At 72.3% G+C, this 26361-nt stretch carries 21 protein-coding genes; 14 read left to right on the plus strand and 7 right to left on the minus strand.

The annotated features are described in order from the left end of the window. Nucleotides 1-10: 10 nt before the first annotated feature. From DEJ43_RS12660 to DEJ43_RS12670, 3 genes are all read right to left on the minus strand, one after another. Entirely contained in the window at nt 11-1693 is a 1683-nt protein-coding gene (locus DEJ43_RS12660; RefSeq protein WP_015033757.1) for a thiamine pyrophosphate-binding protein, read from the minus strand. 117 nt (nt 1694-1810) lie between these two features. After that, complete coding sequence (gene speB / locus DEJ43_RS12665) at nt 1811-2788, minus strand: agmatinase (RefSeq protein ID WP_015033758.1); 978 nt, start codon at nt 2786-2788, stop codon at nt 1811-1813. Between the two features lie 75 nt (nt 2789-2863). Next, nucleotides 2864-4354 (minus strand): sodium:solute symporter family protein, encoded by a 1491-nt coding sequence (locus DEJ43_RS12670; protein ID WP_015033759.1) that lies wholly within the window; start codon nt 4352-4354, stop codon nt 2864-2866. Between the two features lie 181 nt (nt 4355-4535). Here DEJ43_RS12670 and DEJ43_RS12675 point away from each other — a divergent pair, with 181 nt between their 5' ends. Next, complete coding sequence (locus DEJ43_RS12675; protein WP_233447946.1) at nt 4536-6209, plus strand: PucR family transcriptional regulator ligand-binding domain-containing protein; 1674 nt, start codon at nt 4536-4538, stop codon at nt 6207-6209. 51 nt (nt 6210-6260) lie between these two features. On the opposite strand, the gene DEJ43_RS12680 is transcribed toward DEJ43_RS12675, so the two are convergent. Further along, nucleotides 6261-6866, minus strand: coding sequence for a hypothetical protein (locus DEJ43_RS12680; protein WP_015033762.1), 606 nt, complete (start codon nt 6864-6866; stop codon nt 6261-6263). 164 nt (nt 6867-7030) lie between these two features. On the opposite strand from DEJ43_RS12680, the gene DEJ43_RS12685 reads away from it, so the two are divergent. The 4 genes from DEJ43_RS12685 to DEJ43_RS12700 all read left to right on the plus strand — a co-directional run bounded on the left by DEJ43_RS12685 (nt 7031) and on the right by DEJ43_RS12700 (nt 11275). Next, nucleotides 7031-8203, plus strand: coding sequence for a helix-turn-helix domain-containing protein (locus tag DEJ43_RS12685; protein ID WP_015033763.1), 1173 nt, complete (start codon nt 7031-7033; stop codon nt 8201-8203). Between the two features lie 76 nt (nt 8204-8279). Next, on the plus strand, nt 8280-9437 hold the full coding sequence (locus tag DEJ43_RS12690; protein WP_015033764.1) for an acyl-CoA dehydrogenase family protein: 1158 nt from the start codon (nt 8280-8282) through the stop codon (nt 9435-9437). Further along, a complete protein-coding gene (locus DEJ43_RS12695; protein WP_015033765.1) occupies nt 9438-10307 on the plus strand; it encodes an acyl-CoA thioesterase in 870 nt (289 codons plus the stop codon). It begins immediately after the preceding gene. Continuing rightward, the gene (locus tag DEJ43_RS12700; RefSeq protein WP_015033766.1) at nt 10307-11275 is read left to right on the plus strand and encodes a cation diffusion facilitator family transporter; all 969 of its coding nucleotides are present in this window, start codon (nt 10307-10309) and stop codon (nt 11273-11275) included. The genes DEJ43_RS12695 and DEJ43_RS12700 overlap by 1 nt, the downstream gene beginning before the upstream one ends. Nucleotide 11276: 1 nt before the next feature. Here DEJ43_RS12700 and DEJ43_RS12705 read toward each other — a convergent pair whose 3' ends face one another. Together DEJ43_RS12705 and DEJ43_RS12710 are read right to left on the minus strand one after the other, a co-directional pair. Next, nucleotides 11277-12050, minus strand: a complete 774-nt coding sequence (locus tag DEJ43_RS12705; protein ID WP_015033767.1) for a phosphatase — start codon at nt 12048-12050, stop codon at nt 11277-11279. A 74-nt stretch (nt 12051-12124) separates the two neighbouring features. Beyond that, entirely contained in the window at nt 12125-12742 is a 618-nt protein-coding gene (locus DEJ43_RS12710) for an SACE_7040 family transcriptional regulator (RefSeq protein ID WP_015033768.1), read from the minus strand. An 86-nt stretch (nt 12743-12828) separates the two neighbouring features. On the opposite strand from DEJ43_RS12710, the gene DEJ43_RS12715 reads away from it, so the two are divergent. The 9 genes from DEJ43_RS12715 (at nt 12829) to DEJ43_RS12755 (ending at nt 24572) form a co-directional block, all read left to right on the plus strand. Beyond that, a complete protein-coding gene (locus DEJ43_RS12715; RefSeq protein WP_015033769.1) occupies nt 12829-14436 on the plus strand; it encodes a carboxyl transferase domain-containing protein in 1608 nt (535 codons plus the stop codon). A 14-nt stretch (nt 14437-14450) separates the two neighbouring features. Beyond that, nucleotides 14451-16376 (plus strand): acetyl/propionyl/methylcrotonyl-CoA carboxylase subunit alpha, encoded by a 1926-nt coding sequence (locus DEJ43_RS12720; RefSeq protein WP_041662419.1) that lies wholly within the window; start codon nt 14451-14453, stop codon nt 16374-16376. After that, nucleotides 16373-17305, plus strand: a complete 933-nt coding sequence (locus DEJ43_RS12725) for a hydroxymethylglutaryl-CoA lyase (RefSeq protein WP_015033771.1) — start codon at nt 16373-16375, stop codon at nt 17303-17305. Before DEJ43_RS12720 ends, DEJ43_RS12725 begins: the two co-directional genes overlap by 4 nt. A 2-nt stretch (nt 17306-17307) precedes the next feature. Further along, entirely contained in the window at nt 17308-18468 is a 1161-nt protein-coding gene (locus DEJ43_RS12730) for an acyl-CoA dehydrogenase family protein (protein WP_015033772.1), read from the plus strand. A gap of 93 nt (nt 18469-18561) precedes the next feature. After that, complete coding sequence (locus tag DEJ43_RS12735; RefSeq protein WP_015033773.1) at nt 18562-19422, plus strand: siderophore-interacting protein; 861 nt, start codon at nt 18562-18564, stop codon at nt 19420-19422. 138 nt (nt 19423-19560) lie between these two features. Next, a complete protein-coding gene (locus DEJ43_RS12740) occupies nt 19561-21000 on the plus strand; it encodes a pyridoxal phosphate-dependent decarboxylase family protein (RefSeq protein WP_015033774.1) in 1440 nt (479 codons plus the stop codon). Further along, nucleotides 20987-22270: a lysine N(6)-hydroxylase/L-ornithine N(5)-oxygenase family protein gene (locus tag DEJ43_RS12745; RefSeq protein WP_015033775.1), complete on the plus strand. Its 1284-nt coding sequence runs from the start codon at nt 20987-20989 to the stop codon at nt 22268-22270. The genes DEJ43_RS12740 and DEJ43_RS12745 overlap by 14 nt, the downstream gene beginning before the upstream one ends. Continuing rightward, complete coding sequence (locus DEJ43_RS12750) at nt 22267-22797, plus strand: GNAT family N-acetyltransferase (RefSeq protein WP_015033776.1); 531 nt, start codon at nt 22267-22269, stop codon at nt 22795-22797. Before DEJ43_RS12745 ends, DEJ43_RS12750 begins: the two co-directional genes overlap by 4 nt. Next, nucleotides 22794-24572, plus strand: a complete 1779-nt coding sequence (locus DEJ43_RS12755; RefSeq protein ID WP_015033777.1) for an IucA/IucC family protein — start codon at nt 22794-22796, stop codon at nt 24570-24572. Before DEJ43_RS12750 ends, DEJ43_RS12755 begins: the two co-directional genes overlap by 4 nt. A 118-nt stretch (nt 24573-24690) precedes the next feature. On the opposite strand, the gene DEJ43_RS12760 is transcribed toward DEJ43_RS12755, so the two are convergent. Next, on the minus strand, nt 24691-26325 hold the full coding sequence (locus tag DEJ43_RS12760) for a beta-N-acetylhexosaminidase (RefSeq protein WP_015033778.1): 1635 nt from the start codon (nt 26323-26325) through the stop codon (nt 24691-24693). Nucleotides 26326-26361: the final 36 nt, after the last annotated feature.

Below are 26361 nucleotides of genomic sequence, written 5' to 3' on the forward strand. Positions count from 1 at the left end.
CCCGCGCGGCTCACAGGTGGGTCGGTTCGAACATCCGCAGGAGGGCCGGGAGGACGACGACCGAGGGGCCCGGGGCGGCCAGCGCCTTCGCCAGGTCCGCCGTCAGGGATTCCGGGCTCGTCAGGGTCGCCGGGACTCCGAAGGACTCCGCCAGGGCCACGAAGTCCGGGCGGGCCAGTTCGGTGCCGGTGGCCTCGCCGAAGGCGCCCGTCATGTACTCGCGCAGGATGCCGTAGCCGCCGTCGTCCACGATCAGCCACGTCACGTCGAGGCCGTACTGCTTCGCCGTCGCCAGCTCCGCGATCGAGTACATCGCGCCGCCGTCGCCGGACACCGCGAGCACCGGGCGGCTCGGGTCGGCCGCCGCCGCGCCGAGGGCCGCGGGGAAGCCGTAGCCGAGACCGCCGGCGCCCTGCGCGGAGTGCATCGTGTTCGGGTGCTTCGGGTCGAAGGCCGACCACGCCCAGTACGCCAGGATCGTCATGTCCCAGAAGCTCGGGGACCGCTCGGGGAGCGCCTCCCGCACGGCCGCGACGATCCGCTGCTCCAGGCCCAGGTCCTGCGCCGCGATCCGGTCCCGGACCTTGCCGAGGACCGCCGAGACCCGCTCGGGGGCCGTGGGGTCCCGGCGCTCGGGGGCGGTCTCCAGGAGCGCCTGGAGCGCGAGGCGGGCGTCCGCGTGGATGCCGAGCGCCGGGTGGTTGGACTCCAGCTTCCCGGCGTCCGCCTCGATCTGGATCACCCGGCCGCGCGGGGCGAACGTGTGGTAGTTCGAGGACAGCTCGCCGAGGCCCGAGCCGACGACCAGGAGCACGTCGGCGTCCTCCAGGAAGTCGGTGGTGTGCCGGTCCTCCAGCCAGGACTGCAGCGACAGCGGGTGCTCCCAGGGGAAGGCGCCCTTGCCGCCGAAGGTGGTCACGACCGGGATGTCCAGCCGCTCCGCGAGCGCGAGCAGCTTGCCGGAGGCGTCCGAGCGGACCACTCCGCCGCCCGCGATGATCGCGGGGCGTTCGGCGTTCGCCAGCAGGTGCGCGGCGACCGCCGTCAGCTCGGGGCGGGGGGCGATGTCCTCGGGGGTGGCGTCCATCGCGGTGACGACGGGCAGCGTGGTCTCCGCGAGGAGCACGTCCTGCGGGATCTCCACCCAGACCGGGCCGTGCGGGGCGGTGAGCGCCGACTCCCAGGCCGCGGCGATGGCCGACGGGATCTGGGACTGCGTGCGGACCGTGTGCACCGACTTCACGATGTCCCGGAAGGACGCCTGCTGGTCGCGCAGCTCGTGCAGGTAGCCGTGCCGGCCGCCGCCGAGTCCGGCCGCCGGGATCTGGCTGCCGATCGCGAGGACCGGCGCGGAGGCGGCGGCGGCCTCCTGGAGCGCGGCGAGCGACATGAGCGCGCCGGGGCCGGTGGAGAGCAGCAGCGGGGCCGCCTCGCCGGTGATCCGGCCGTACGCGTCGGCCGCGAAGCCGGCGTTGTTCTCGACGCGCAGGCCGACGTAGCGGAGGGTGGAGCGGCGCAGGGCGTCGAACATGCCGAGCGCGTGCTGGCCCGGGAGGCCGAAGACGGTGGTGGCGCCGAGGCCGGTCAGCGTCTCCACGACGAGGTCGCCGCCGTTCCGTCCTGCGGGCGGGTTGAGCGCGGCGTTCGTCTGCGCCTCCGTGGGCCGGAGTACCAGGTCGTGGTCGTGGGTCATGGCGTCCCTCTGGGCGTGGCGTGGTCGGTCGGATGCGGCCCGGCGGGTCGGGGTGTGCCGTACGTTCCGCCGGGGAGTGCCCCGGGCGGAACGTACACGGCACACCCCCGGCGGGTGCTACTGCGCGGCGCGGCTCTCGGCGATCTGGCGGGACATGATCGTCGTCAGTTCGTACGCCGTGTGGGAGGCGGCGACGGCCGTGATCTCGGCGTGGTCGTACGCCGGGGCGACCTCGACGACGTCCGCCGACACCAGGTTGCAGGAGGAGAGGCCGCGGAGGATCTCCAGGAGCTCGCGGGAGGTCATGCCGCCCGCCTCCGGGGTGCCGGTGCCGGGCGCGTGGGCCGGGTCGAGGCAGTCGATGTCGATGGAGATGTACAGCGGGCGGTCGCCGATGCGCTGGCGCAGCTGGTCGGCGACCTCGTCGGCGCCGCGGCGGTAGATGTCGGCCGAGGTGACGATGCCGAAGCCCATCTTCTCGTCGTCGGTGAGGTCCTGCTTGCCGTACAGCGGGCCGCGGGTTCCGACGTGGGAGAGGGCCTCGGTGTCGAGGATGCCCTCCTCGACGGCGCGGCGGAACGGGGTGCCGTGGGTGTACTCGGCGCCGAAGTAGGTGTCCCAGGTGTCGAGGTGTGCGTCGAAGTGGAGCAGGGCGACGGGGCCGTGCTTCTTGGCGACGGAGCGGAGCAGCGGCAGCGCGATGGTGTGGTCGCCGCCGAGGGTCATCATGCGGGCGCCGGAGTTCAGCAGGTCGTCGGCGGCGGCCTCGATGGTCTCGACGGCCTCGTTGATGTTGAAGGGGTTGGCGGCGATGTCGCCGGCGTCCGCGACCTGGGCGAGGGCGAACGGGGAGGCGTCCTGCGCCGGGTTGTACGGGCGGAGCAGGCGGGAGGCCTCGCGGATGGCGTTGCCGCCGAAGCGGGCGCCGGGCCGGTAGGAGACGCCGCTGTCGAAGGGGACGCCGACCACGGCGATGTCGGCGGTGCCGACCTCGTCGAGTCGCGGCAGCCGGGCGAACGTCGCGGGACCGGCGTACCGCGGGATGCGGGACGAGTCGATCGGGCCGCGCGGGGTGTTCTGGTCGCTGCTGCTCATGGTCGGGGTCCTCCTGGGGTGTATCGGTGGGTCCGGGCGCCGGGTCGCGGCGCCCGGAGGCGTGGGGTGCCGCCGTCAGGCGGTCACGGGCGCCGTCTCCGCGCCGCCCTTGTCGGGCTGCGGTTCGGGCGTCTCCTGGCCCGCGAGGCGGGCGCGCCAGTGCGCGAGCACGGCGGCGTCCGTCGGGCGGGTGGCCAGGGAAACGATCACATATGCGGCGAGCGAGGCCAACAAACCGTAGTAAACAGGCTCATTCGCAAGGATTCCGTAAGTCCACATCAGGCCAATGACCGCCAGGCCGCCGACGGTGACCGCGGCGAGCGCGCCCTGGACGGTGCCGCGGCGCCAGAGCAGTCCGCCGAGGATGGGCACGAGGAGCCCGCCGACCAGCAGGTTGTAGGCGACGGTGAGGGCCTGGACGACGTCGTTGAGGGCGATGGCGATGAGGATGACGGCGACGCCCATGATCAGGATGAAGAATCGGTTGCCCTTCACCTCGTCGTGATCGTTCCCGTCCGCCCCGTCCCGCTTCGCGACGACCCCGCGCAGACGTGACCAGATGTCGTTGTTGGCCACGGTGGCGCAGGCGATGAGGGCGCCCGAGGAGGTGGACATGACGGCGGCGAGGGCGGCGGCGAGGACGAGGCCCCGGACGCCCATCGGCAGCTCGTCCTTGACGATGGTGGCGAAGGCGTCGTCGGCGCTGGGCAGCGTCGGGTACATCACCTTGGCCGCGGTGCCGATGACGGCTCCGGCGAGGGCGTACGCGAGACAGTAGGTGCCGGCGACGGTGCCGCCCCACTTGGCGACCTTGTCGGTGCGGGCGGTGAAGACCCGCTGCCAGATGTCCTGGCCGATGAGCATGCCGAAGGTGTAGATCAGCACGTACGTGAAGATCGTCTCGCCGCCGATGCCGAGCGGCTCGAAGTACGAGGTGGGCAGCGCCTCCCGCATCCCGTCGAAGCCGCCGGCCTTGACCACGGCGATCGGCAGCAGCAGGAGCAGCACGCCGATGGTCTTCACCACGAACTGCACCATGTCGGTGATGGTGATGGACCACATGCCGCCGAGCGTCGAGTAGGCGACCACGATGGTGCCGCCGAGGATGATCGCGAGGGTCCGGGGCAGGTCGAAGAGGACGTCGAAGATGGTCGCGTACGCGATGGTCGAGGTGACCGCGAGCATCAGCGTGTACGCCCACATGACGACGCCCGAGATGACGCCGGCCTTGCCGCCGTAGCGCAGGTCGAGCATCTCGGAGACGGTGTAGACCTTGAGCCGGGCGATCCGGGCGGAGAAGAAGACACTCAGCGCGAGCAGGCCGAGGCCGATGGCGAAGACCATCCAGGCGCCGGAGAGGCCGTACTTGTAGCCGAGGCCGACGCCGCCGATGGTGGAGGCGCCGCCGAGGACGATAGCGGCCATCGTCCCGGAGTACATCCAGGGCCCGAGGCGGCGGCCGGCGACCAGGAACTCGCTCTTGGACTTGGCCCGGCGCATGCCCCACCAGCCCATCGCGAGCATGCCGGCCAAATACAGGACGATCACTGTGTAGTCGACGGCCATGGGCCCTCCTTCGTTCACCTCGGTGGCGTGTCGTGCAGGGGAGTGACCAGAAGCTGGTCGCGGGGACATCCGCCCGTACCCGCGGCCTCTGGATGCCATGACCCTAGGTGGCCGGAAAGCGACGTTGAAGTGTACGTTTCCTCCACTGTCCGGGCGGGGGATGTACGAAGGGTCCACCGCCATGACCTCCCCCGATACCGGCGCCACGCCGCCCGCGCCGCCCGTCTCCCTGACCGCGCTGCTCGCCCGCCGGGACCTGGGCCTGCGGCTGCTCGCCGGGCCCGAGGACGTCTCCGTCCACTGGGTGCACACCTCGGAGATGGCCGACCCCTACCCGTACCTGCTCGGCGGTGAGCTGCTCATGACGGCCGGCGTCCAGCTCGCCGACCCCGCGCAGTACGTGGAACGGGTGGTGGAGGCGGGCGCGGCGGCGCTCGCCTTCGGCGTGACCCCGGTGTACGACACGGTCCCGGCGGAGCTCGTCGAGGCCTGCGACCGGCACGGGCTCCCGCTGATCGAGGTGCCGCCGCGGACGCCGTTCACGGCGGTGGCGCGGGCGCTGTGGCGGCTGATGGCGGAGGCCCGGCTGCACGAGCTGCGCCGGGTGACGGAGGCGCAGCAGTCCCTGGCCGCGGCCGCGGCCCGGCCGGCCCCGGTCCCCGCGGTGCTCGGCGCGCTGGCCGCGCGGCTCGCGGGCCGGGCGGTGCTCTTCGGCGCGGACGGTACGGAGTCGGTGGCGGCGGGCCGGGAGGTCCCGGCGGAGGCGGCGCGGGCGCTGCGGGACCTCGCGGGCGTCCTCGGCCCCCGGCCGGGCGGTCCGGCGTCGGCGAGCGGCGACGGCGGCGGGCTCCGGCTTGCCGCGTACGCGCTGGGCGGCGGCGAGGGGCTGACCCTCGGGGTGGCGACGGAGCGGCGCGGCCCCGGGGACCACACGATCGCCGGGGTCGCGGTCGTCCTGCTGTCCCTGCTGACGGCCCCGCACCGGGGCGCGGACGTGACGGTACGGGACGGGGCCCTGGTCCGGCTGCTGCTCGGCGCGTCCCCGGCGGAGATCGCGGAGACGCTGGGCGCGGGTCCGTGGACGGTGGTGCATGCGGCGGGCGGCGACGGCACCCCGTTCGCGGCGGCCTCGCTGGCCGCGGCACTGGGAACCCCGCTGGTGGACGCGGGCGGGGGCGGCGGAGGGACAGGCCGGGCGGACGCCGGGCAGGCCGTCCGGGACGGCGGGGACCCACGCCGGGCGGACGCCGGACAGGCCGGCGGGGACGGCGGGGACCCACGCCGGGCGGACGCCGGGCAGGTCGGCGGGGACGGCGGAGACACCCATCGGACGAACGCCGGGCGGGCCGGCGGCAACGGCGGAGACGCACGTCGGGCGGACGCCGTGGAGGCGGGCCGCGGCCGGCGTGACGACACCCCCGTGACCGTCCGCCTGCTGCTGCCCGCCTCCACGCCCGTCACCGAGCAGCCCGGCTGGACCCTCGGGGTCGCCGCGCCCGCCGCGGCCGACGAACTCGCCGCGGCCGACGCGCAGGCCGCGCGCGCCCTGCGCCGGGCGGAGGCCGTCCGGGCGCCCCTGATCCGGCAGCGCCCGGGCGGACTCGCCGCCCTGGTGGACCCGGACGAGGCCGCCGCCCACGCCCGCGCCCTGCTCGGCCCCCTCACGGAACCGCTCGTCGAGACCCTGCGCGCCTGGCTCTCGCTGCACGGCAGCTGGGACCGGACGGCCGTGGCGCTCGACGTCCACCGCAACACCGTCCGGCAGCGGATCACCCGCTGCGCGGCGCTCCTCGACCGGGACCTGGACGACCCGGACGTACGGATGGAGCTGTGGTTCGCGCTCGGCACGAGGTGATCCGAGCCGGACCCGGGGCCGGCGGACGGCGACGCCGGCAGGGCCCTCGGATCAGTAGAGCTTGTTCACGGCGGTCTTCGTCGTCGTCTTGAACGCGGTCAGCGGGGCGTCCTTCAGGTCGCCCAGCTGGCCCCAGCGGACGAAGGTGACCGTCTTGCCGTCCCGGCCCACCGAGAAGAGGTGGATGTCGGTGCTGCCGATCTGCGGGTCGGCGGTGTCCAGGCTGTAGACCCAGGCGCCCTCCTCGACGGCGACCTTGCCGTGGGCGGCGCTGACGGCCTTCAGCCCGGGGTTCTGCTTCTCGAGCAGGGGCCCGCAGCCGGCGAGGGCCTTGCGGAGGGTGTCGACCAGCTTCACGGCGTCGGCCTCGGTGCGGGCGACGGTGGTGATCTGGACGCCGTTGGTGTCGAGCTCGGTGCTGAACTCGCGGTAGCGGGTGTTCTGCGCCGGGATCTTGTACGGGGCGCAGAGGGCGCCGCCGTTCTCCGGGACGCCGGTGAAGACCTGCGTCGCGGTCCACGGCGTCGACGACGGCGGCATCTGGGAGGCGGCGAGGAAGGCGGGCTGGGCGGCGGCCTGCGCGGGGGCCGCGGCGAGGGCCGCGAGGCCCAGGGCGGCAGCGGCGGCGGTGGCGCATGCGGTACGGAACGTGCTCATGGTGGTGGATCCCCCGTCGGGTGGTTCGGTCAGTGCTCCACCAGCGTCGGGGCCGACGCCCGCCGTCCGCAACGATGACGCGCCCACCAGCCGTCCCGGAACCATTCCACCCCTGCTGACGTGCAAGGACGTGAAGGGTGGGACGCAGGGTCGAAGGGGATGGAATGCCGAAGAACGCCGCCGTCGAGGAGTTCGCGCGGCTCATGCGCGCGCTGAAGGCGCGGGACGGGAGGAGTTACGAGGCACTGGGCCGGCGGCTGAGCGTCAGCGCGTCCACCCTGCACCGCTACTGCTCCGGCGCGACCGTCCCGGAGGAGTTCGCCGTGGTCGACCGCCTCGCCCTGTTGTGCGGCGCGGACGAGGAGGAACGGCGGGCCTTGGAGGCGGCCTGGACCCACGCGGACGGCGCCCGCCGCCCTCCGGCCCCGGAACCCCGCCCGGAACCGGCACCCGAGCCCGCCCCGGATCCCCGCACGGAATCCCGCCCGGAAACGGCACCCGAACCCGCCCCGGAACCGGCGCCCGGACCCGAGGCGGAAGCCGTGCACGTCCGCGTTCCGGGTCTCCCGGCCGGGCGGCGGAGGCGCCGGTGGGCATGGGCGGGCGTGGTCGCCGGGGCGCTGGCGGTCGTGGGGACGGTGACGCTCGGAGCCGTACTCCTGCCCGGGAAGGCCCGGGAGCGGGCCGCCGCGCCGTCGGCGCCGCTGACGTGGACGGTCACCTCGGACCTCTGGAGCAACGGGTGCGGGCACACCTACCTGGTGCGGCGGACGCCCCCACCCCCGCCGGAGCCGGCCGACGCGCGGGCCTGGGCGACGGCGCAGGGGGCCGTGGACGGCGGGGAGACGCTGGTGCGGGTGTCGGTGCAGGGGAAGAGCGCGGCGGCGGTGGTGCTCCAGGCCCTGCACGTGCGGGTGGTCGAGCGGGGAGCGCCGCTGCCGTGGACGGCGTACCGGACGGACGACGGGTGCGGCGGGGCGGTGACCCCGCGCCGCTTCGAGGTGGACCTGGACCGGCCGCGGCCGGTGGCGCGGGCGCTGGACGGGTACGACGCCTCCGGGCAGGAGGGCCGGACGCTCCCGGCGGTCTCCTTCCCGTACGCGGTCAGCGCCACCGAGCCGGAGGAACTGCTCGTCTCCGCGGTGGCGGCGGGCTGCGACTGCCGCTGGTACCTGGAGCTGGAGTGGAGCTCGGAGGGACGCCGGGGAACGGTCCGGATCGGGGACGAGGACGGCGCGCCCTTCCGGACGAGCGGGGCGAAGGGGCGGCCCGTGTTCGGGTACGACTCGGTGGGGCGGGCCTGGATCACAGGCGAGGAGTCTGGACAGGGTGGGTGACCGCTGGGTAACTTCGTAGACGACAGACTGAGCAAGCGCTTAGACAACTGGGCCCGCACACCGGAGGAGCCGCACCGTGCGCCGTACCGTATTCAACGAGGACCACGAGGCGTTCCGGGAGACCATCCGGGCCTTCATCGAGGCCGAGGTCGTCCCGGTCTACGACGAGTGGTTCGCGGCCGGCCAGGCGCCGCGCGAGTTCTACGACAAGCTCGGCGAGCTGGGCGTCTTCGGCATCAACGTGCCCGAGGAGTTCGGCGGCGCGGGCCTGGACACCCACAAGTTCGAGGCCGTCCTCTACGAGGAGACCTCGCGCGCGGGCGTCCAGTTCGGCGGCTCCGGCGTCCACGTGCTGCTCGCCCTGCCGTACATCAAGATGCTCGCCACCGGCGACCAGAAGAAGCGCTACCTGCCGAAGTTCGTCACCGGCGAGGAGATGTGGGCCCTCGCGATGACCGAGCCGGGCACCGGCTCCGACGTCGCGGGCATGAAGACCACCGCCAAGCTCTCCGAGGACGGCACGCACTACGTCCTCAACGGCGCCAAGACCTTCATCACCGGTGGCGTCCACGCCGACCGCGTCATCGTCTGCGCCCGCACCTCCGCCCCGACGGCCGAGGACCGGCGCCACGGCATCTCCCTCTTCGCCGTGGACACCAAGTCCGAGGGCTACTCCATCGGCCGCAAGCTGGACAAGCTCGGCCTGCGCACCTCCGACACCGCCGAGCTCGCGTTCGTCGACGTGAAGGTGCCGGTCGAGGACCTGCTCGGCGAGGAGAACAAGGGCTTCTACTACCTCGGCCACAACCTCGCCTCCGAGCGCTGGGGCATCGCCTTCGGCGCCTACGCCCAGGCCAAGGCCGCCGTCCGCTTCGCCCAGCAGTACGTGCAGGAGCGCACCGTCTTCGGCAAGCCGGTCGCCCACTTCCAGAACACCAAGTTCGAGCTGGCCGCCTGCCAGGCCGAGGTCGACGCCGCCGAGGCCGTCGCCGACCGCGCCCTCGAGGCCCTGGACGCGGGCGAGCTGACCCCGGCCGAGGCCGCCAGCGCCAAGCTCTTCTGCACCGAGGTCGCGCACCGCGTCATCGACCGCTGCCTCCAGCTGCACGGCGGCTACGGCTACATGAACGAGTACCCGATCGCCCGCCTGTACGCCGACAACCGCGTCAACCGCATCTACGGCGGCACCAGCGAGATCATGAAGTCGATCATCGCCAAGTCGATGGGCCTGTAAGTGCCCGAAGCGCACAGCGCCCTGGATGGCCTGCTCGATCTGCTCGACCTGGAGCGGATCGAGCGGGACATCTTCCGGGGCGAGTCCCGCTCCGCGCTCGTCCCCCGCGTCTTCGGCGGCCAGGTGGCCGCCCAGGCCCTGGTGGCGGCGGGGCGGACGGTCCCCGGAGACCGGCTCGCCCACTCCCTCCACGCGTACTTCCTGCGCCCCGGAGACCCGGGCGCGCCGATCGTCTACACGGTCGACCGCATCCGCGACGGACGCTCCTTCACCACCCGGCGGGTCGTCGCCGTCCAGCACGGGCAGCCGATCTTCCACCTCTCCGCCTCCTTCCAGGCGTACGAGGAAGGGCTGGACCACCAGGCGGAGATGCCGGCCGCGCCGGACCCGGAGTCGCTCCCCACACCGGCCGAGATGCTGCCCCGCCACCTCCCCCGCGAGGTCGCGGACCGGCTGATCGAGGCCAGGGCGGCCGTCGACCTCCGCTATGCCGAGGTCCCGCCGTGGGGCTCGGTCGGCGAGCCGCGCGAGCCGCGCTCCCAGGTGTGGTTCCGCACCAACGGCAAACTGGCCGACGACCCCCTTCTGCACGTCGTCCTCGCCACGTACGTCTCCGACATGACCCTGCTCGACTCGGTCCTGCTCGCGCACGGGCGGGGCGGCTGGGCGGTCGGGGACGTGGTCGGGGCCTCCCTGGACCACGCGATGTGGTTCCACCGCCCCTTCCGGGCCGACGAATGGCTCCTGTACGACCAGGAGTCGCCGACCGCGTCCGGCGGACGCGGTCTCGGCCAGGCGAGGATCTGGACGCAGGACGGGAAGCTCGCGATCTCGGTCATCCAGGAGGGTGTCGTTCGCGTACCGCGCTGATGATCGGACATACCGTCCGACCCATGGCGGAACAGAGCGAGAGCACGTTCACGGTGATCGTGGCGGCGGTGGCGAACCTCGGGATCGCCGCCGCCAAGGCCGTCGCCGGAATCGTCAGCGGATCCAGCGCGATGCTGTCGGAGGCGGCCCACTCGGTCGCCGACACGGTCACCGAGGTCATGCTGCTGACCGCCCTCAAGCGCAGTGAGAAGCCGGCCGACGAGGACCACCCGGTCGGCTACGCGGGAGAACGCTACGTCTGGGCGATGCTCGCCGCCGTCGCCACCTTCGTGGGCGGCGCGGTCTTCTCGATCTACGACGGCATCCACACCCTCACCCACGGCGAGGAGGTCGGCGACCCGCTCGTCTCGTACATCGTGCTGGGCATCGCCTTCGTCCTGGAGGGCTACTCCCTCCGGACCGGCGTCCGGCAGGTCCGGGCCGAGGCGGAACGGGCCAGGGCCCCCTTCGCCCGCTACCTCCGCCTCACCCCCGACACCACCGTGAAGGCCGTGGTCATGGAGGACTCCGCCGCGCTCGCCGGACTGATGCTCGCGGCCGGCGGTCTCCTCGGCGTCCAGATCACCGGCTCCAGCGTCTGGGACGGGATCGCCTCGATCCTCATCGGCGCGCTGCTCGTGTACGTGGCCTGGGTGCTCGGCCGCTCCAACGCCGAGCTCCTCATCGGCCGCCCGCTCCCGAAGCACCTGCGGGCCGAGGTCCGCGAGGAGCTGCTCTCCGTGCCGCACATCGTGGACGTCCTCGACCTGACGACGCTCATCCAGGGCCCCGGCGAGGTCCTGGTCGCGGCGAAGGTCGACTTCCGGGACGTCTCCTCGGCGGCGCAGGTGGAATGGGCCTGCGAGGACGCCGAGAACCAGCTCCGCGAACGCTTCCCGTCGATCCGCCGCGTCTACCTGGACCCGACACCGGGCGTGGACCAGCGCCGGAACGGGCCGCCGGAGTAGATCAGGCGAGCCCGGCCGCGTTCAGGGTGTAGGCCGTCAGCGGCTCGTAGAAGCGGGGGTCAAGGACGTGGTCGTCGAGGGGGATCGTGACCTGCATCGTGCCCTCCGCCTCGCCGATGAAGAGCGCGGGGTCGTTGCAGTCCGCGTAGCCGACGGAGTCGATGCCGCGCTGGCCCGCCCGGCCCGCCCAGCCGTGGTCGGCGATCACCAGGTCCGGGCGGCCGTCCTCGCCCAGCCCGTCCAGGATCGCGTTCATGGGCTCCGGGGAGTGGGTGTGCCAGAGGCTCGCACCGCGCTCGAAGACGGCGACGTCGGCGAACTGCACGACGTACCCCTCGTCGGCGACGAGCCCGCCGGGGATGCGCACGATGTCGCAGCCCTGCGCGCGCAGCGCGGCGGCGACCCGGCTGTGCACGTCGATCAGCGCACCGGGGTGACCGGTCGCGAAGAGCACCCGCTCCTGGCCGGCGGCGGCCTTCCGCAGCCGGGCGGCCATCCGCTCCAGGCCGTCCACGGTCAGCTCGGGGTCGATGGTGTCCTGGCCGGTCCGGTGGGCCGGGTCGTCGATGACGCCGCAGCGCTCGGCCATCACGGCGAGCACGTCCTGCTCGTCGGTCCACCGGTCCCCGAGCTCAAGGCCGAGCCAGTAGTGCCGGTCGCCGTTGGCGAGCTTGCGGTAGTGGGAGAGGTTGTTGTCGCGCGGGGTGGCGACGTCTCCCGCGATCCTGGTGCGGACGAGGTGCTCGACAAGGGCGGCGCGGCTGAGTATCGGCATGGGGGCCATTCTGGAGGACGGGGAGCCGTCCTGGGCAATCGTTCCGTCCCGTGGACCCGTCCGTCCCCCGGTTCCTACGGGCCGACCGCCGCCAGCGCCCCGAAGGCCCCGTGCGCCAGCCGGCGGAGGAGGTCCTCCATCGGGCCCCGGCCGAGGGCGGCCAGGTGGGGGGTGGAGTTCAGGAGTCCGAAGACGGCGTGGACGGCCGTGCGGGACTCCGATTCCGCCGCGTCCGGGTACAGCTCGCGGACCACCGCGACCCACAGCTCCACGTACTGCCGCTGGAGCTGCCGCACGCGCTTGCGGTCCTCGTCCTTGAGGCGGTCGAGCTCGCGGTCGTGGAGGGTGATCAGCGGGCGGTCGTCGAGGGCGAAGTCGATGTGCCCGTCGATGAGGGCGCCGAGGAGGGCGCGCGGGTCGCCGTCGGACTCGGCGACGCGCAGGTTTCCGCCGGACAGGAGGCGCTCGCTGATGCCGACGAGGAGCTCGGCGAGCATCGCGTCCTTGCCGGGGAAGTGGCGGTAGAGGCCGGGGCCGCTGATGCCGACGGCGGCTCCTATCTCGTCCACGCCCACGCCGTGGAAGCCGCGCTCGGCGAAGAGGCGGGCGGCCTCCTTGAGGATCTGCTCGCGCCGGGTGGGGGCGTCGGTCCTGCCGGTGGCGGTCCGGGTCGGGGTCGGGGTCGTGGCCATACGGCAATTCTAGACAACGCCGTTAGCGGTCGTTAACCTGGGCCGCATACGTTAACGCTCATTAACCGAGCAAGGGAGCTCGAGGGATGCAGCAGGCACCTGTGCTGGCGAGTGCGGCGGATCCCGCCTCGCCGGCCTGGCAGGCGAACGAGGCGGCGCACCACGAGCTGGCCGCGACGCTGCGCGCCAAGCTCGCGGCGGCCGCGCTCGGCGGCGGCGAGCGGGCGCGCGACCGGCACACCGCACGCGGGAAGCTGCTGCCGAGGGACCGGGTGGACACGCTGCTCGACCCGGGTTCGCCCTTCCTGGAGCTGGCCCCGCTCGCGGCGCACGGGATGTACGGCGACGCGGCCCCGGCGGCCGGGGTCGTCGCGGGCATCGGCCGGGTCTCGGGCCGCGAGTGCGTGATCGTCGCCAACGACGCGACCGTCAAGGGCGGCACGTACTACCCGATGACGGTGAAGAAGCACCTGCGGGCGCAGGAGGTGGCGCTGGAGAATCGTCTCCCCTGCCTCTACCTGGTCGACTCGGGCGGCGCCTTCCTGCCGATGCAGGACGAGGTCTTCCCCGACCGGGAGCACTTCGGCCGGATCTTCTACAACCAGGCCCGGATGTCCGGCGCCGGCATCCCGCAGATCGCGGCCGTGATGGGGTCCTGCACGGCCGGCGGGGCGTACGTGCCCGCGATGAGCGACGAGGCCGTGATCGTACGGAACCAGGGCACGATCTTCCTGGGCGGTCCGCCGCTGGTGAAGGCGGCGACCGGTGAGGTCGTCACGGCGGAGGAGCTGGGCGGCGGCGAGGTCCACTCCCGGATCTCCGGCGTCACCGACCACCTGGCCGAGGACGACGCCCACGCGCTGCGGATCGTGCGGAACATCGTGGCGACGCTCCCCGAGCGGGGCGCGCTCCCCTGGTCGGTCGAGCCGGTCGAGGAGCCGAAGGTCGATCCGTACGGGCTGTACGGCGCGGTGCCGGTGGACTCCCGCACCCCGTACGACGTGCGGGAGGTCATCGCCCGGGTGGTGGACGGCTCCCGCTTCCAGGAGTTCAAGTCCGAGTACGGGCAGACGCTGGTGACCGGCTTCGCCCGGATCCACGGGCACCCGGTCGGGATCGTCGCCAACAACGGCATCCTGTTCGCCGAGTCCGCCCAGAAGGGCGCGCACTTCATCGAGCTGTGCGACCAGCGCGGCATCCCGCTGGTCTTCCTGCAGAACATCACCGGCTTCATGGTCGGCAAGGCGTACGAGCACGGCGGCATCGCCAAGCACGGCGCCAAGATGGTCACGGCGGTGGCCACCACCCGGGTGCCGAAGCTGACGGTCGTCGTCGGCGGTTCGTACGGCGCGGGCAACTACTCGATGTGCGGCCGGGCGTACTCGCCGCGCTTCCTGTGGATGTGGCCGAACGCCAAGATCTCGGTCATGGGCGGCGAGCAGGCCGCCTCCGTCCTCGCGACGGTGAAGCGCGACCAGCTCGGCGACGGGTGGAGTGCGGAGGAGGAAGAGGCCTTCAAGGCCCCGATCCGCGAGCAGTACGAGAGCCAGGGCAACGCCTACTACGCGACCGCCCGGCTCTGGGACGACGGGGTCATCGACCCGCTGGAGACCCGGCAGGTCCTGGGACTCGCCCTGACCGCCTGTGCCAACGCGCCCCTGGGTGACCCCCAGTTCGGCGTCTTCCGGATGTGAGGGGACCCCAGAAGATGTTCGACACAGTCCTTGTGGCCAACCGGGGCGAGATCGCGGTCCGGGTCATCCGCACCCTGCGCGCGCTGGGCGTGCGCTCGGTCGCCGTGTACAGCGACGCGGACGCCGACGCCCGGCACGTACGGGAGGCGGACACGGCGGTACGGATCGGGCCGCCGGCGGCCTCGGAGTCGTACCTCTCCGTCCCCGCCCTGCTCGAAGCGGCCGCCCGCACCGGCGCGCAGGCCGTCCACCCGGGGTACGGGTTCCTCGCGGAGAACGCCGGGTTCGCGCAGGCCTGCGCGGACGCCGGTCTCGTCTTCATCGGGCCGCCGGCCTCCGCGATCTCGCTCATGGGCGACAAGATCAGGGCCAAGGAGACCGTGCAGGCGGCCGGCGTGCCCGTCGTGCCCGGCGCGGCCGACCCGGAACTCGAAGCGGCGGCGCGCGAGTTGGGCGCGCCCGTCCTGCTCAAGCCCAGCGCGGGCGGCGGCGGCAAGGGCATGCGCCTGGTCCGCGACCTGTCCACGCTGTCCGACGAGATCGCGGCGGCCCGCCGCGAGGCCCGTTCCTCCTTCGGCGACGACACGCTGCTCGTGGAGCGGTGGATCGACCGCCCCCGGCACATCGAGATCCAGGTCCTGGCGGACGCCCACGGGAACGTGATCCACCTGGGCGAGCGCGAGTGCTCGCTCCAGCGCCGCCACCAGAAGATCATCGAGGAGGCCCCGAGCGTCCTGCTCACCCCGGAGATCCGGGCGGCGATGGGCTCGGCGGCGGTCGAGGCGGCCCGGTCCTGCGGTTATGTGGGCGCGGGCACGGTCGAGTTCATCGTGCCGGGCGGCGACCCGTCCTCGTACTACTTCATGGAGATGAACACCCGCCTCCAGGTCGAGCACCCGGTCACCGAGCTGATCACCGGCGTGGACCTGGTGGAGTGGCAGCTGCGGGTGGCGTCGGGCGAGCCGCTGCCGTTCGCCCAGGAGGACATCACCCTCGACGGGTGGGCGGTCGAGGCGCGGATCTGCGCGGAGGACCCGTCCCGGGGCTTCCTGCCCTCGGGCGGCACGGTCCTGGCCCTGAACGAGCCGGCGGGCGACGGGGTCCGGACGGACTCGGGCCTCTCGGAGGGCACGGAGGTCTCGTCCCTCTACGACCCGATGCTGTCGAAGGTCATCGTGCACGCCCCGGACCGCCCGACGGCCCTGCGGAAGCTGCGTGCGGCCCTCGGCGACCTGGTCACCCTCGGCGTTCCCACCAACGCGGGCTTCCTGCGCCGTCTGCTCGCCCACCCGGACGTCGTGTCGGGCGCCCTCGACACGGGCCTGGTGGAGCGGGACGCGGAGTCCCTGATCGACGCGGCGGTCCCGGAGGAGGTGTACGCGGCGGCGGCGGCCGTACGGCTCGCGGAGCTGGCCCCGGCGCCCCGGGACGGCTGGACCGACCCGTTCTCGGTGCCGAGCGGCTGGCGGCTGGGCGGCCGCCCGGCCCCGCTCCCCTTCCCCGTACGGGTGGCGGGCCTGGAACCCGTCACGGCCGAGGCGCCGGCCGGCGCCCGGGTCACGGACACCTCGGTGACGGTCACGGTGGACGGCGTCGTCCACCGCTTCCACCGCGCCGGCGACTGGCTGGGCCGCGACGGCGACTCCTGGCACGTCATGGATCACGATCCCGTCGCCGCCGCGCTCTCCGGGGCCCGGTTCGGGAGCGCCGACACGCTCGCCGCGCCGATGCCCGGGACCGTGACGGTCGTCAAGGTGGCCGTCGGGGACGAGGTGGAGGCGGGGCAGAGCCTGCTGGTCGTCGAGGCGATGAAGATGGAGCACGTCATCTCCGCCCCGCACGCCGGCACCGTCACCGAGCTGGACGTCACGCCCGGTTCCACCGTCGCCATGGACCAGGTCCTGGCCGTGGTGACGCCCCGCGAGGAGGAGGACGCGTGAGCCTGCCCATGACCGTGCGGGACCCCGCTCTTCCCGGCCGGGTCCGGATCCACGAGGTCGGTGCCCGGGACGGGCTGCAGAACGAGAAGACGGCCGTCCCGACCGAGGTGAAGGCGGAGTTCGTGCGGCGGCTCGCCGCCGCGGGCCTGACGACCATCGAGGCGACGAGCTTCGTGCACCCGAAGTGGGTGCCCCAGCTCGCGGACGCGGAGGAGCTGTTCCCCCGGGTGCGGGACCTCCCGGTCCGGCTCCCGGTGCTGGTGCCGAACGAGCGCGGCCTCGACCGGGCCCTCGCGCTCGGCGCCCGTGAGGTCGCGGTGTTCGCCTCGGCGACGGAGTCGTTCGCGAAGGCCAACCTGAACCGGACCGTCGACGAGGCGCTGGCCATGTTCGCGCCGACCGTCACCCGGGCCATAGAGGCAGGTCTGAAGGTCCGCGGCTATCTGTCGATGTGTTTCGGCGACCCCTGGGAGGGAGCCGTGCCGGTCGAGCAGGTCGTCCGGGTCACGAAGGCCCTCGCCGACATGGGCTGCGACGAGCTGAGCCTCGGGGACACCATCGGGGTCGCGACCCCGGGGCACGTCGGGGCCCTGCTGACCGCCCTGAACGAGGCCGGCGTCCCCGACTCCCGTCTCGCCGTGCACTTCCACGACACGTACGGCCAGGCCCTGTCCAACACCCTGGCGGCGCTGCGCCACGGGGTGACCACGGTCGACGCCTCGGCGGGGGGCCTCGGTGGCTGCCCGTACGCGAAGAGCGCGACCGGCAATCTCGCCACCGAGGATCTCGTGTGGATGCTCGACGGCCTCGGCATCGAGACCGGGGTCGATCTGACCGCCCTCACCGCCACGAGCGTGTGGATGGCCGACCAGCTGGGCCGGCCCAGCCCTTCCCGTACCGTCCGCGCCCTCTCCCACAAGGAGTCCTGAGCATGTCCCTCGACCACCGGCTCGACCCCGAGCACGAGGAACTCCGCCGTACCGTCGAGGCGTTCGCCCACGACGTCGTGGCGCCGAAGATCGGTGACTACTACGAGCGGCACGAGTTCCCCTACGAGATCGTCCGCGAGATGGGCCGGATGGGCCTGTTCGGGCTGCCGTTCCCCGAGGAGTACGGCGGCATGGGCGGCGACTACCTGGCGCTCGGCATCGCCCTGGAGGAGCTGGCCCGGGTGGACTCCTCCGTCGCGATCACGCTGGAGGCGGGCGTCTCGCTGGGCGCGATGCCGCTGCACCTCTTCGGTACGGAGGAGCAGAAGCGGGAGTGGCTGCCGCGGCTCTGCGCGGGTGAGCTGCTCGGGGCCTTCGGTCTCACCGAGCCGGGCGCGGGTTCGGACGCGGGCGGGACCCGGACGACGGCCGTGCGCGACGGCGACGAGTGGGTCATCAACGGCTCGAAGTGCTTCATCACCAACTCCGGTACGGACATCACGGGTCTGGTGACGGTCACGGCGGTGACCGGCCGCAAGCCGGACGGTCGGCCGCTGATCTCCTCGATCATCGTTCCGTCCGGGACGCCCGGCTTCACCGTCGCCGCCCCGTATTCGAAGGTCGGCTGGAACGCCTCGGACACCCGTGAGCTGTCGTTCGACGACGTGCGGGTGCCGGTGGCGAACCTGCTCGGCGAGGAGGGCCGCGGGTACGCGCAGTTCCTGCGGATCCTGGACGAGGGCCGGGTCGCGATCGCGGCGCTCGCGACGGGTCTTGCGCAGGGCTGTGTCGACGAGTCGGTGAAGTACGCGAAGGAACGTCACGCCTTCGGCCGTCCGATCGGCGACAACCAGGCCATCCAGTTCAAGATCGCCGACATGGAGATGCGGGCGCACATGGCCCGGATCGGCTGGCGGGACGCGGCCTCGCGGCTGGTCCGGGGCGACACGTTCAAGAAGGAGGCGGCTATCGCGAAGCTGTACTCCTCCACGGTGGCCGTGGACAACGCGCGTGAGGCGACGCAGATCCACGGCGGCTACGGCTTCATGAACGAGTACCCGGTGGCCCGGATGTGGCGCGACTCGAAGATCCTGGAGATCGGTGAGGGCACCAGCGAGGTCCAGCGGATGCTGATCGCGCGGGAGTTGGGCCTCCAGGCCTGACGAGGCGGAGGCGCCGGGAGGGCCCGTCACCCCGAGGGGTGGCGGGCCCTCCCCCCGTTCCAAGATTATGAGGTTAGGCTAACCTACATTCTCATGACGCACCCCGAGACCGCCCCCTTCCAGTTCTTCCGCCTCCAGGTGGACCGGACCCGGCGGCTCGGCCCGTCCCTGGTCCGCGTCACCTTCACCGGCGAGGACCTGAAGAACTTCGCCGCCGGCGGCCGCGACCAGTCCCTCTCCCTCTTCCTGCCGCACCCCGGCCAGGAGGAGCCCGTCCTGCCGCCGCTGGACGAGCCCGACATGTACGCGGTCCTCGGCGCCTGGCGCGCGATGCCCGACGACGTGCGGGCCGTGATGCGCTCGTACACCGTCCGCGAGCAGCGCACGGAAGCGGAGCACGGCGAGAACGCCGTCGACATCGACTTCGCGATCCACGAGGACGGCGGGCCCGCCTGCCGCTGGGCCTCCCGCGCCACCCCCGGCGACCGCGTGGTCGTCCTCGGCCCGGCGGTGGCCGAGAACACCGGCGTCCGCTTCCAGCTGCCCGAGGACGCCGACTCCGTGCTGATCTGGGCGGACGAGACGGCCCTCCCGGCCGCCTCGGCGATCCTGGAGTGGCTGCCGGCCGAGACCCGCGCCCAGGTGTTCCTCGAAGTGCCGTTCTCCGGCGACCGCACGGAGCTGGCGACCCAGGCGGACGCGACCGTCACCTGGCTCGTACGGGAGGAGGGGGCGCCGTCCGCCGTCGACGCGGTGCGCGGGGTCGAGCTGCCCGGCCGGGCCCCGTACGTCTGGATCGCGGGCGAGTCGGGCGCCGTGAAGGCGCTGCGCCGGCACTTCGTGCGGGAGCGCGAACTCGACCGGCGCCGGGTGACGTTCGTCGGCTACTGGCGCAAGGGGCTGTCCGAGGACGCGCTGCGCGAGGTCCCGGACGAGACGCAGGAAGACGCGTAGGCGTTTCGCGCCTCAACTCCTGTCCTCCGCGTGTGACCTGAGAGGGGTGAGGGACGTTGCGAGGCTTCGTTAGGTTAGGCTAACCTAACGAAGCATTGCCGCTCCCTCACCCCTCTCTGCTGTCCGGAGGCCCCCCACATGCGCTCGCACCTGCTCAACGACGCCACGGCGCAGAGCTACCGGCGCTCCGTCACCGAAGGAGTCGAGCGGGTGGCGGAGAAACTCGCCGCGACGCGAGGACCGTTCACCGGTGTGACCCCCGCCGACCTCGCCCCCGCCATCGAGGCCGTCGACCTCGACCGGCCGCTCGGTGACTCCAGCGCCGCCCTCGACGAGCTGGAGAGCGTCTACCTCCGCGACGCCGTCTACTTCCACCACCCCCGCTACCTGGCCCACCTCAACTGCCCCGTGGTCATCCCCGCCGTCCTCGGCGAGGCCGTCCTCTCGGCGGTCAACTCCTCGCTCGACACCTGGGACCAGAGCGCCGGCGGCACCCTCATCGAGCGCAAGCTCATCGACTGGACCAACGGCCGCATCGGCTTCGGCCCCGCCGCCGACGGCGTGTTCACCAGCGGTGGTTCGCAGTCCAACCTCCAGGCGCTGCTGCTGGCCCGCGAGGAGGCCAAGGCCGACGCACTCTCCAAGCTCCGGATCTTCTCCTCCGAGTGCAGCCACTTCAGCGTCCAGAAGTCGGCCAAGCTCCTCGGCCTCGGCCAGGACGCCGTCGTCTCCATACCCGTCGACCGGAACAAGCGGATGCAGTCCGTGGTCCTCGCCGCCGAGCTGGCCGCCTGCCGCGCCGAGGGCCTGGTCCCGATGGCGATCGTCGCCACCGCCGGCACCACCGACTTCGGCTCCATCGACCCGCTGCCCGAGATCGCCGCCCTGGCCGACGAGTACGGCGCCTGGATGCACGTGGACGCCGCCTACGGCTGCGGACTGCTCGCCTCCCGCACCCGCCGCCACCTCCTCGACGGCATCGAGCGGGCCGACTCCGTCACCGTCGACTTCCACAAGTCCTTCTTCCAGCCGGTGAGTTCCTCGGCGATCCTGGTCCGCGACGGCGCCACCCTGCGCCACGCGACCTACCACGCCGACTACCTCAACCCGCTCCGGACAGTCGCCGAGCAGATTCCCAACCAGGTCGACAAGTCCCTCCAGACCACCCGCCGCTTCGACGCGCTCAAGCTGTGGATGACCCTGCGGGTGATGGGCGCCGACGGCATCGGCGAGCTCTTCGACGAGGTCTGCGACCTGGCCGCCGAGGGCTTCGACCTGCTCGCCGCCGACCCGCGCTACGACGTCGTGGTGGCACCGCAGCTCTCCACCCTCGTCTACCGCTACATCCCGGCCGGCGCGGCCTCCCCCGAGGAGATCGACCGCGCCAACCTGCACGCCCGCAAGGCCCTGTTCGCCTCCGGCGAGGCCGTCGTCGCGGGTACGAAGGTCGACGGCCGCCAGTACCTCAAGTTCACCCTGCTCAACCCCGAGACGACCGCGGCCGACATCGCCGCCGTCCTCGATCTGATCGCCGGCCACGCCGAGCAGTACCTGGGAGAGACCCTTGTCCACGCCTGAGACGACCGAGATCCACGACTTCATCGGCATCGGGCTCGGTCCGTTCAACCTCGGACTCGCCTGCCTGACCGAGCCGATCGAGGAGCTGAACGGCCTCTTCCTGGAGTCCAAGCCCGACTTCGAGTGGCACTCGGGGATGTTCCTGGAGGGCGCGCACCTCCAGACCCCGTTCATGTCGGACCTGGTCACGATGGCCGACCCGACCTCGCCGTACTCCTTCCTCAACTACCTGAAGGACAAGGGCCGGCTGTACTCGTTCTACATCCGCGAGAACTTCTATCCGCTGCGGACCGAGTACAACGACTACTGCCGCTGGGCCGCCGGGCGCCTGTCCTCCGTCCACTTCTCGACGACCGTCGCCTCCGTGACGTTCGACGAGGACGCCGAGGTGTACGTGGTGTCCACCGAGGCCGGAGAAACGTTCCGCTCGCGCCGTCTGGTCCTCGGCACCGGCACCCCGCCGTACGTCCCCGAGACCTGCCAGGGCCTCGGCGGCGACCTGATCCACAACTCGCGCTACCTCCCGAACAAGGAGGCGCTCCAGAAGAAGAAGTCGATCACCCTGGTCGGCAGCGGCCAGAGCGCCGCCGAGATCTACTACGACCTCCTGAGCGAGATCGACGTCCACGGCTACCAGCTCAACTGGGTGACCCGCTCCCCCCGCTTCTTCCCCCTCGAATACACCAAGCTCACCCTGGAGATGACCTCCCCGGAGTACGTGGACTACTTCCACGCGCTGCCCGAGCAGACCCGCTACCGCCTGGAGACCCAGCAGAAGGGCCTCTTCAAGGGCATCGACGGCGAGCTGATCGACGCCATCTTCGACCTGCTCTACCAGAAGAACCTCGGCGGCCCGGTCCCCACCCGCCTGATCACCAACTCGGCCCTGCACTCCGCCGCGTACGACGACACCACCGGCACGTACACCCTCGGCTTCCGCCAGGAGGAGCAGGAGAAGGACTACACCCTGGAGACCGAGGGCCTGATCCTGGCCACCGGGTACAAGTACGCCGTCCCCGCCTTCCTCGAGCCGGTCCGCGACCGCCTCAACTGGGACGGCCGGGGCCGCTTCGACGTGGCCCGCAACTACGCGATCGACACGACGGGCCGCGGGGTCTTCCTGCAGAACGCCGGCGTGCACACCCACTCGATCACCTCGCCCGACCTCGGCATGGGGGCGTACCGCAACGCGTACATCATCGGAGCGATGCTGGGCTACGAGTACTACCCCGTCGAGAAGACCATCGCTTTCCAGGAGTTCGCGGTATGACCGTATCGATACGTCCCTTCGACCCGCTGAAGGACGCCGAGCTGATCCACCCGTGGGTCACGCACCCCAAGGCCGCCTTCTGGATGATGCAGGACGCCACCCTGGAGGACGTCGTGCGCGAGTACACGGGCTTCGTCGCGCACCCGCACCACCACGTGTTCATCGGCGAGGTCGACGGCACGCCGGCCTTCCTGATGGAGAAGTACGACCCGTCGAAGCTGGAGCTGGTCGGGCTGTACGACCCGCTGCCCGGCGACGTCGGCATGCACTTCCTGGTCGCGCCGACCGACACCCCGGTGCACGGCTTCACCCGGACCGTGATCACCGCCGTGATGACCGAGCTGTTCGCCGACCCGGCGACCCGGCGCGTGGTCGTCGAGCCCGACGTGTCCAACAAGGCCGTCCACGCCCTGAACGAGGCCGTGGGCTTCGTGCCGGACCGGGAGATCCAGAAGCCGGAGAAGAAGGCCCTGCTGAGCTTCTGCACCCGGGAGCAGTTCGAGGCCGCCGTGGGAGACGCCGCGTGACCACCGTCGACCCCGTCGCCCACCTGACCCCCGAGCTCTGGGCGGACGCCAACCGCGCGCTGATCCGCAAGGGTCTCGCCGAGTTCACCCACGAGCGCCTCCTGCACCCGAAGGAACTGGGCGAGAGCCGCTACAAGGTCCTGTCGGACGACGGCACGACCGAGTACCGCTTCACCGCGGACCGGTTCGCCCTCGACCACTGGCAGGTCTACGCCGAGTCGATCAGCCGGCACCGCGGCGAGGAGCAGCTCCCGCTCGACGCGCTGCAGTTCATCACCGAGCTGCGCGGCTCCCTCGGCCTGAGCGACGAGGTCCTGCCGGTGTACCTGGAGGAGATCTCCTCCACCCTCGCCGGTACGGCCTACAAGGCCACGAAGCCCCGGATCAGCTCCGCCGAGCTCGCCCACGCGGGCTTCCAGGCGATCGAGACGGGGATGACCGAGGGCCACCCCTGCTTCGTCGCCAACAACGGCCGGCTCGGCTTCGGCGTGGACGAGTTCCGCGCGTACGCCCCCGAGGCGGCGAGCGAGATCCACCTGATCTGGCTGGCGGCGCGCCGCGACCGCACGACGTTCACGGCCGGCGCGGGCATCGACTACGAGGCCTTCGTCCGCGCCGAGCTGGGCGACGCGACGGTGGACGGCTTCGCCGAGACGCTGAAGGCGCGCGGCCTGGACCTGGCCGACTACCTGCTCATGCCGGCCCACCCCTGGCAGTGGTGGAACAAGCTGTCCGTCACCTTCGCCGCCGAGGTCGCCCAGCAGCGTCTGGTGTACCTGGGCGAGGGCGACGACACGTATCTGGCGCAGCAGTCGATCCGTACCTTCTTCAACACCTCGGACCCGGCCAAGCACTACGTCAAGACGGCCCTCTCGGTCCTCAACATGGGCTTCATGCGGGGCCTTTCCGCCGCGTACATGGAGGCCACGCCGGCCATCAACGACTGGCTGCACCAGCTGATCGAGTCGGACTCCGTCTTCGCGGCGGCCCGGTTCTCGATCATCCGGGAGCGGGCGGCCGTCGGCTACCGGCACCTGGAGTACGAGGCCGCGACCGACCGCTACTCGCCGTACCGCAAGATGCTGGCGGCGCTGTGGCGCGAGTCGCCGGTGCCGTCCCTCGCCGAGGGCGAGCGGCTCGCGACGATGGCGTCCCTGCTCCACGTGGACCACGCGGGCGCGTCGTTCGCGGGCGCGCTGATCAAGGAGTCGGGCCTGGAGGCCCAGGTCTGGCTGCGCCGGTACCTGGACGCCTACCTCCTCCCGGTCCTGCACAGCTTCTACGCGTACGACCTGGCGTTCATGCCGCACGGCGAGAACGTCATCCTGGTCCTCGACGAGCGCGGCACGGTCGCCCGGGCGATCTTCAAGGACATCGCCGAGGAGATCGTCGTGATGGACCCGGCGGCGGTCCTGCCGCCGGCGGTGGAGCGGGTCCGGGCGGACATCCCGGAGGACATGAAGCTCCTCTCGGTCTTCACGGACGTCTTCGACTGCTTCTTCCGCTTCCTGGCGGCGACGCTGGCGGCGGAGGGCGTCCTGGACGAGGACGGCTTCTGGCGGACGGTCGCGGAGTGCGTGCGCGCCTACGAGCGGTCGAAGCCCGAACTTGCGGACCGGTTCGCGCAGTACGACATGTTCGCGGAGACCTTCGCGCTGTCGGCCCTCAACCGCCTCCAACTCCGCAACAACCGGCAGATGGTCGACCTCTCGGACCCGTCGGCCGCGCTCCAGCTGGTCGGCGACCTGGTGAACCCGATCGCCCGCTTCGCGTAACCCCCCCGAGACCGATGCGAGCCCCGCCGGAGTACGGTCCTCCGGCGGGGCTCGCATCCCTGTCCCCATACCCCTCGCACTTCTGCGGGTCCTCGGGGTCGGAGGGGTCCCCGTGGGGCTACTCGGCGGGCCAGGGCACCTCCGGGGAGCGGTAGTAGTCGATGTCCAGGGCGTCGAACCTCGGGGCCTGGTCCGCGAGGCGGAACTTGTAGGTGTCCCAGTCGTGGGTGGCCGCCGGGGACCAGCCGAGTTCCGCGATGCCGGGGAGGCGGGGGAAGGCCATCACGTCGAGGTCGTCCGTGGTGGCGAGGGTCTCGGTCCACAGCGGCGCCTCGACGCCCCGGACGGCGTCCGCCGGGGCTCCCGGGAGGTAGGCCGCCGGGTTCCAGTCGTACGACCTGCGGACCTCCACGTAGCCCGCCCAGGCGAGGCCGAGCCTGGTGTCCTTGGTGTACTTCATGTCGAGGTACGTGCGGTCCGCCGGGGAGAGGATCAGGCCCGTGCCCGCCCGGGCCGCCGCCGCCACCCGCTCCTTCTCCGCCGCCGGGGTGCGGTCCAGGCCCCAGAACTGGACGAGGGCGCCCTCCGCCGGGGTCGCGCCGGTCAGCTGGTGCCAGCCGATGACCTTCTTGCCGTACTTGGCGACGACCGGCTGCACCTTGTCCATGAAGGCCACGTAGTCCGCGTGGCTGGTGGAGTGCGCCTCGTCGCCGCCGATGTGGAGGTAGCGGCCGGGGGTGAGCGCGGCGAGCTCGCGGATCACGTCGTCGACGAAGTCGTACGTGACGGCCTTCGGCGCGCAGAGGGAGCTGAAGCCGACCTTGGTGCCGGTGTAGAGGGGCGGGGCGACGCCGTCGCAGTTCAGTTCGGGATAGGAGGCCAGGGCCGCGTTGGTGTGGCCCGGCATGTCGATCTCGGGGACGACCTCCTGGTAGCGGGAGGCGGCGTACCGGACGATCTCCTGGTACTGCGCCTTGGTGTAGAAGCCGCCGGGTCCGCCGCCGACCTCGGTGGAGCCGCCGTACGTGGTGAGGCGGGGCCAGGAGTCGACGGCGATGCGCCAGCCCTGGTCGTCGGAGAGGTGCAGGTGGAGGGTGTTGACCTTGTAGAGCGCGAGTTGGTCGATGTACCGCTTCACCTCGTCGACGGTGAAGAAGTGCCGGGACACGTCGAGCATGGCGCCCCGGTAGGCGTACCGGGGGGTGTCCGTGATGGTGCCGCCCGCGATCTTCCAGGGGCCGTTCTGGACGCTCTTGCGCTCGACGGCGGAGGGCAGCTGCTGGCGCAGGGTCTGGACGCCGCGGAAGAGGCCGGCGGGTGCGCGGGCGGTGAGGGTGAGGCCGTCGGGTGCGGAGCGGAGCCGGTAGCCCTCGTCGCCGAGCTCGGTGTCGCCGGGGCTGAGGCGGAGCCGGATGCCGCCGCGGGCGGCGCGGTCGTCGACGACGGGCAGCGGGAAGCCGGTGGCGGGGCGGAGCAGTCCGGCGAGGTAGCGGCCGAGCTCGCGGGTCTCGGGGCGGGCGTCGTCGACGCCGATGCGGGTGTGGCGGGTGAGGCTGTACGGCTCGCCGGCGGGGGCGACGGAGGCGGGTACGGGCACGATGTGGCCGAGCGGCCGGACCTCGGGCTCGGCGGCGGATCCGCCGCTCCTGCCGTCCGTCCCGCTGTCTGCCGTGGCCTCGCCGCCGCCGACGCCGGCGGCGGCGACCAGGAGGAGCGATCCGATCAGGCGCTGAATCCTTCGGCGCTGTGTCACAGGCTGTCCCCTTCGGGCGTTGGACGCGTCTGTCGA

This window comes from Streptomyces venezuelae ATCC 10712, from assembly GCF_008639165.1.
In the GTDB taxonomy this organism is placed as follows: domain Bacteria; phylum Actinomycetota; class Actinomycetes; order Streptomycetales; family Streptomycetaceae; genus Streptomyces; species Streptomyces venezuelae.

Coding starts and splice junctions, on each gene's coding strand:
- DEJ43_RS12700 (WP_015033766.1), top strand. CDS start 10,307: ATGATCGGACATACCGTCCGACCCATGGCGGAACAGAGCGAGAGCACG.
- DEJ43_RS12720 (WP_041662419.1), top strand. CDS start 14,451: ATGTTCGACACAGTCCTTGTGGCCAACCGGGGCGAGATCGCGGTCCGG.
- DEJ43_RS12715 (WP_015033769.1), top strand. CDS start 12,829: ATGCAGCAGGCACCTGTGCTGGCGAGTGCGGCGGATCCCGCCTCGCCG.
- DEJ43_RS12685 (WP_015033763.1), top strand. CDS start 7,031: ATGCCGAAGAACGCCGCCGTCGAGGAGTTCGCGCGGCTCATGCGCGCG.
- DEJ43_RS12735 (WP_015033773.1), top strand. CDS start 18,562: ATGACGCACCCCGAGACCGCCCCCTTCCAGTTCTTCCGCCTCCAGGTG.
- DEJ43_RS12750 (WP_015033776.1), top strand. CDS start 22,267: ATGACCGTATCGATACGTCCCTTCGACCCGCTGAAGGACGCCGAGCTG.
- DEJ43_RS12730 (WP_015033772.1), top strand. CDS start 17,308: ATGTCCCTCGACCACCGGCTCGACCCCGAGCACGAGGAACTCCGCCGT.
- DEJ43_RS12670 (WP_015033759.1), bottom strand. CDS start 4,354: ATGGCCGTCGACTACACAGTGATCGTCCTGTATTTGGCCGGCATGCTC.
- DEJ43_RS12675 (WP_233447946.1), top strand. CDS start 4,536: ATGACCTCCCCCGATACCGGCGCCACGCCGCCCGCGCCGCCCGTCTCC.
- DEJ43_RS12740 (WP_015033774.1), top strand. CDS start 19,561: ATGCGCTCGCACCTGCTCAACGACGCCACGGCGCAGAGCTACCGGCGC.
- speB (WP_015033758.1), bottom strand. CDS start 2,788: ATGAGCAGCAGCGACCAGAACACCCCGCGCGGCCCGATCGACTCGTCC.
- DEJ43_RS12705 (WP_015033767.1), bottom strand. CDS start 12,050: ATGCCGATACTCAGCCGCGCCGCCCTTGTCGAGCACCTCGTCCGCACC.
- DEJ43_RS12710 (WP_015033768.1), bottom strand. CDS start 12,742: ATGGCCACGACCCCGACCCCGACCCGGACCGCCACCGGCAGGACCGAC.
- DEJ43_RS12680 (WP_015033762.1), bottom strand. CDS start 6,866: ATGAGCACGTTCCGTACCGCATGCGCCACCGCCGCCGCTGCCGCCCTG.
- DEJ43_RS12660 (WP_015033757.1), bottom strand. CDS start 1,693: ATGACCCACGACCACGACCTGGTACTCCGGCCCACGGAGGCGCAGACG.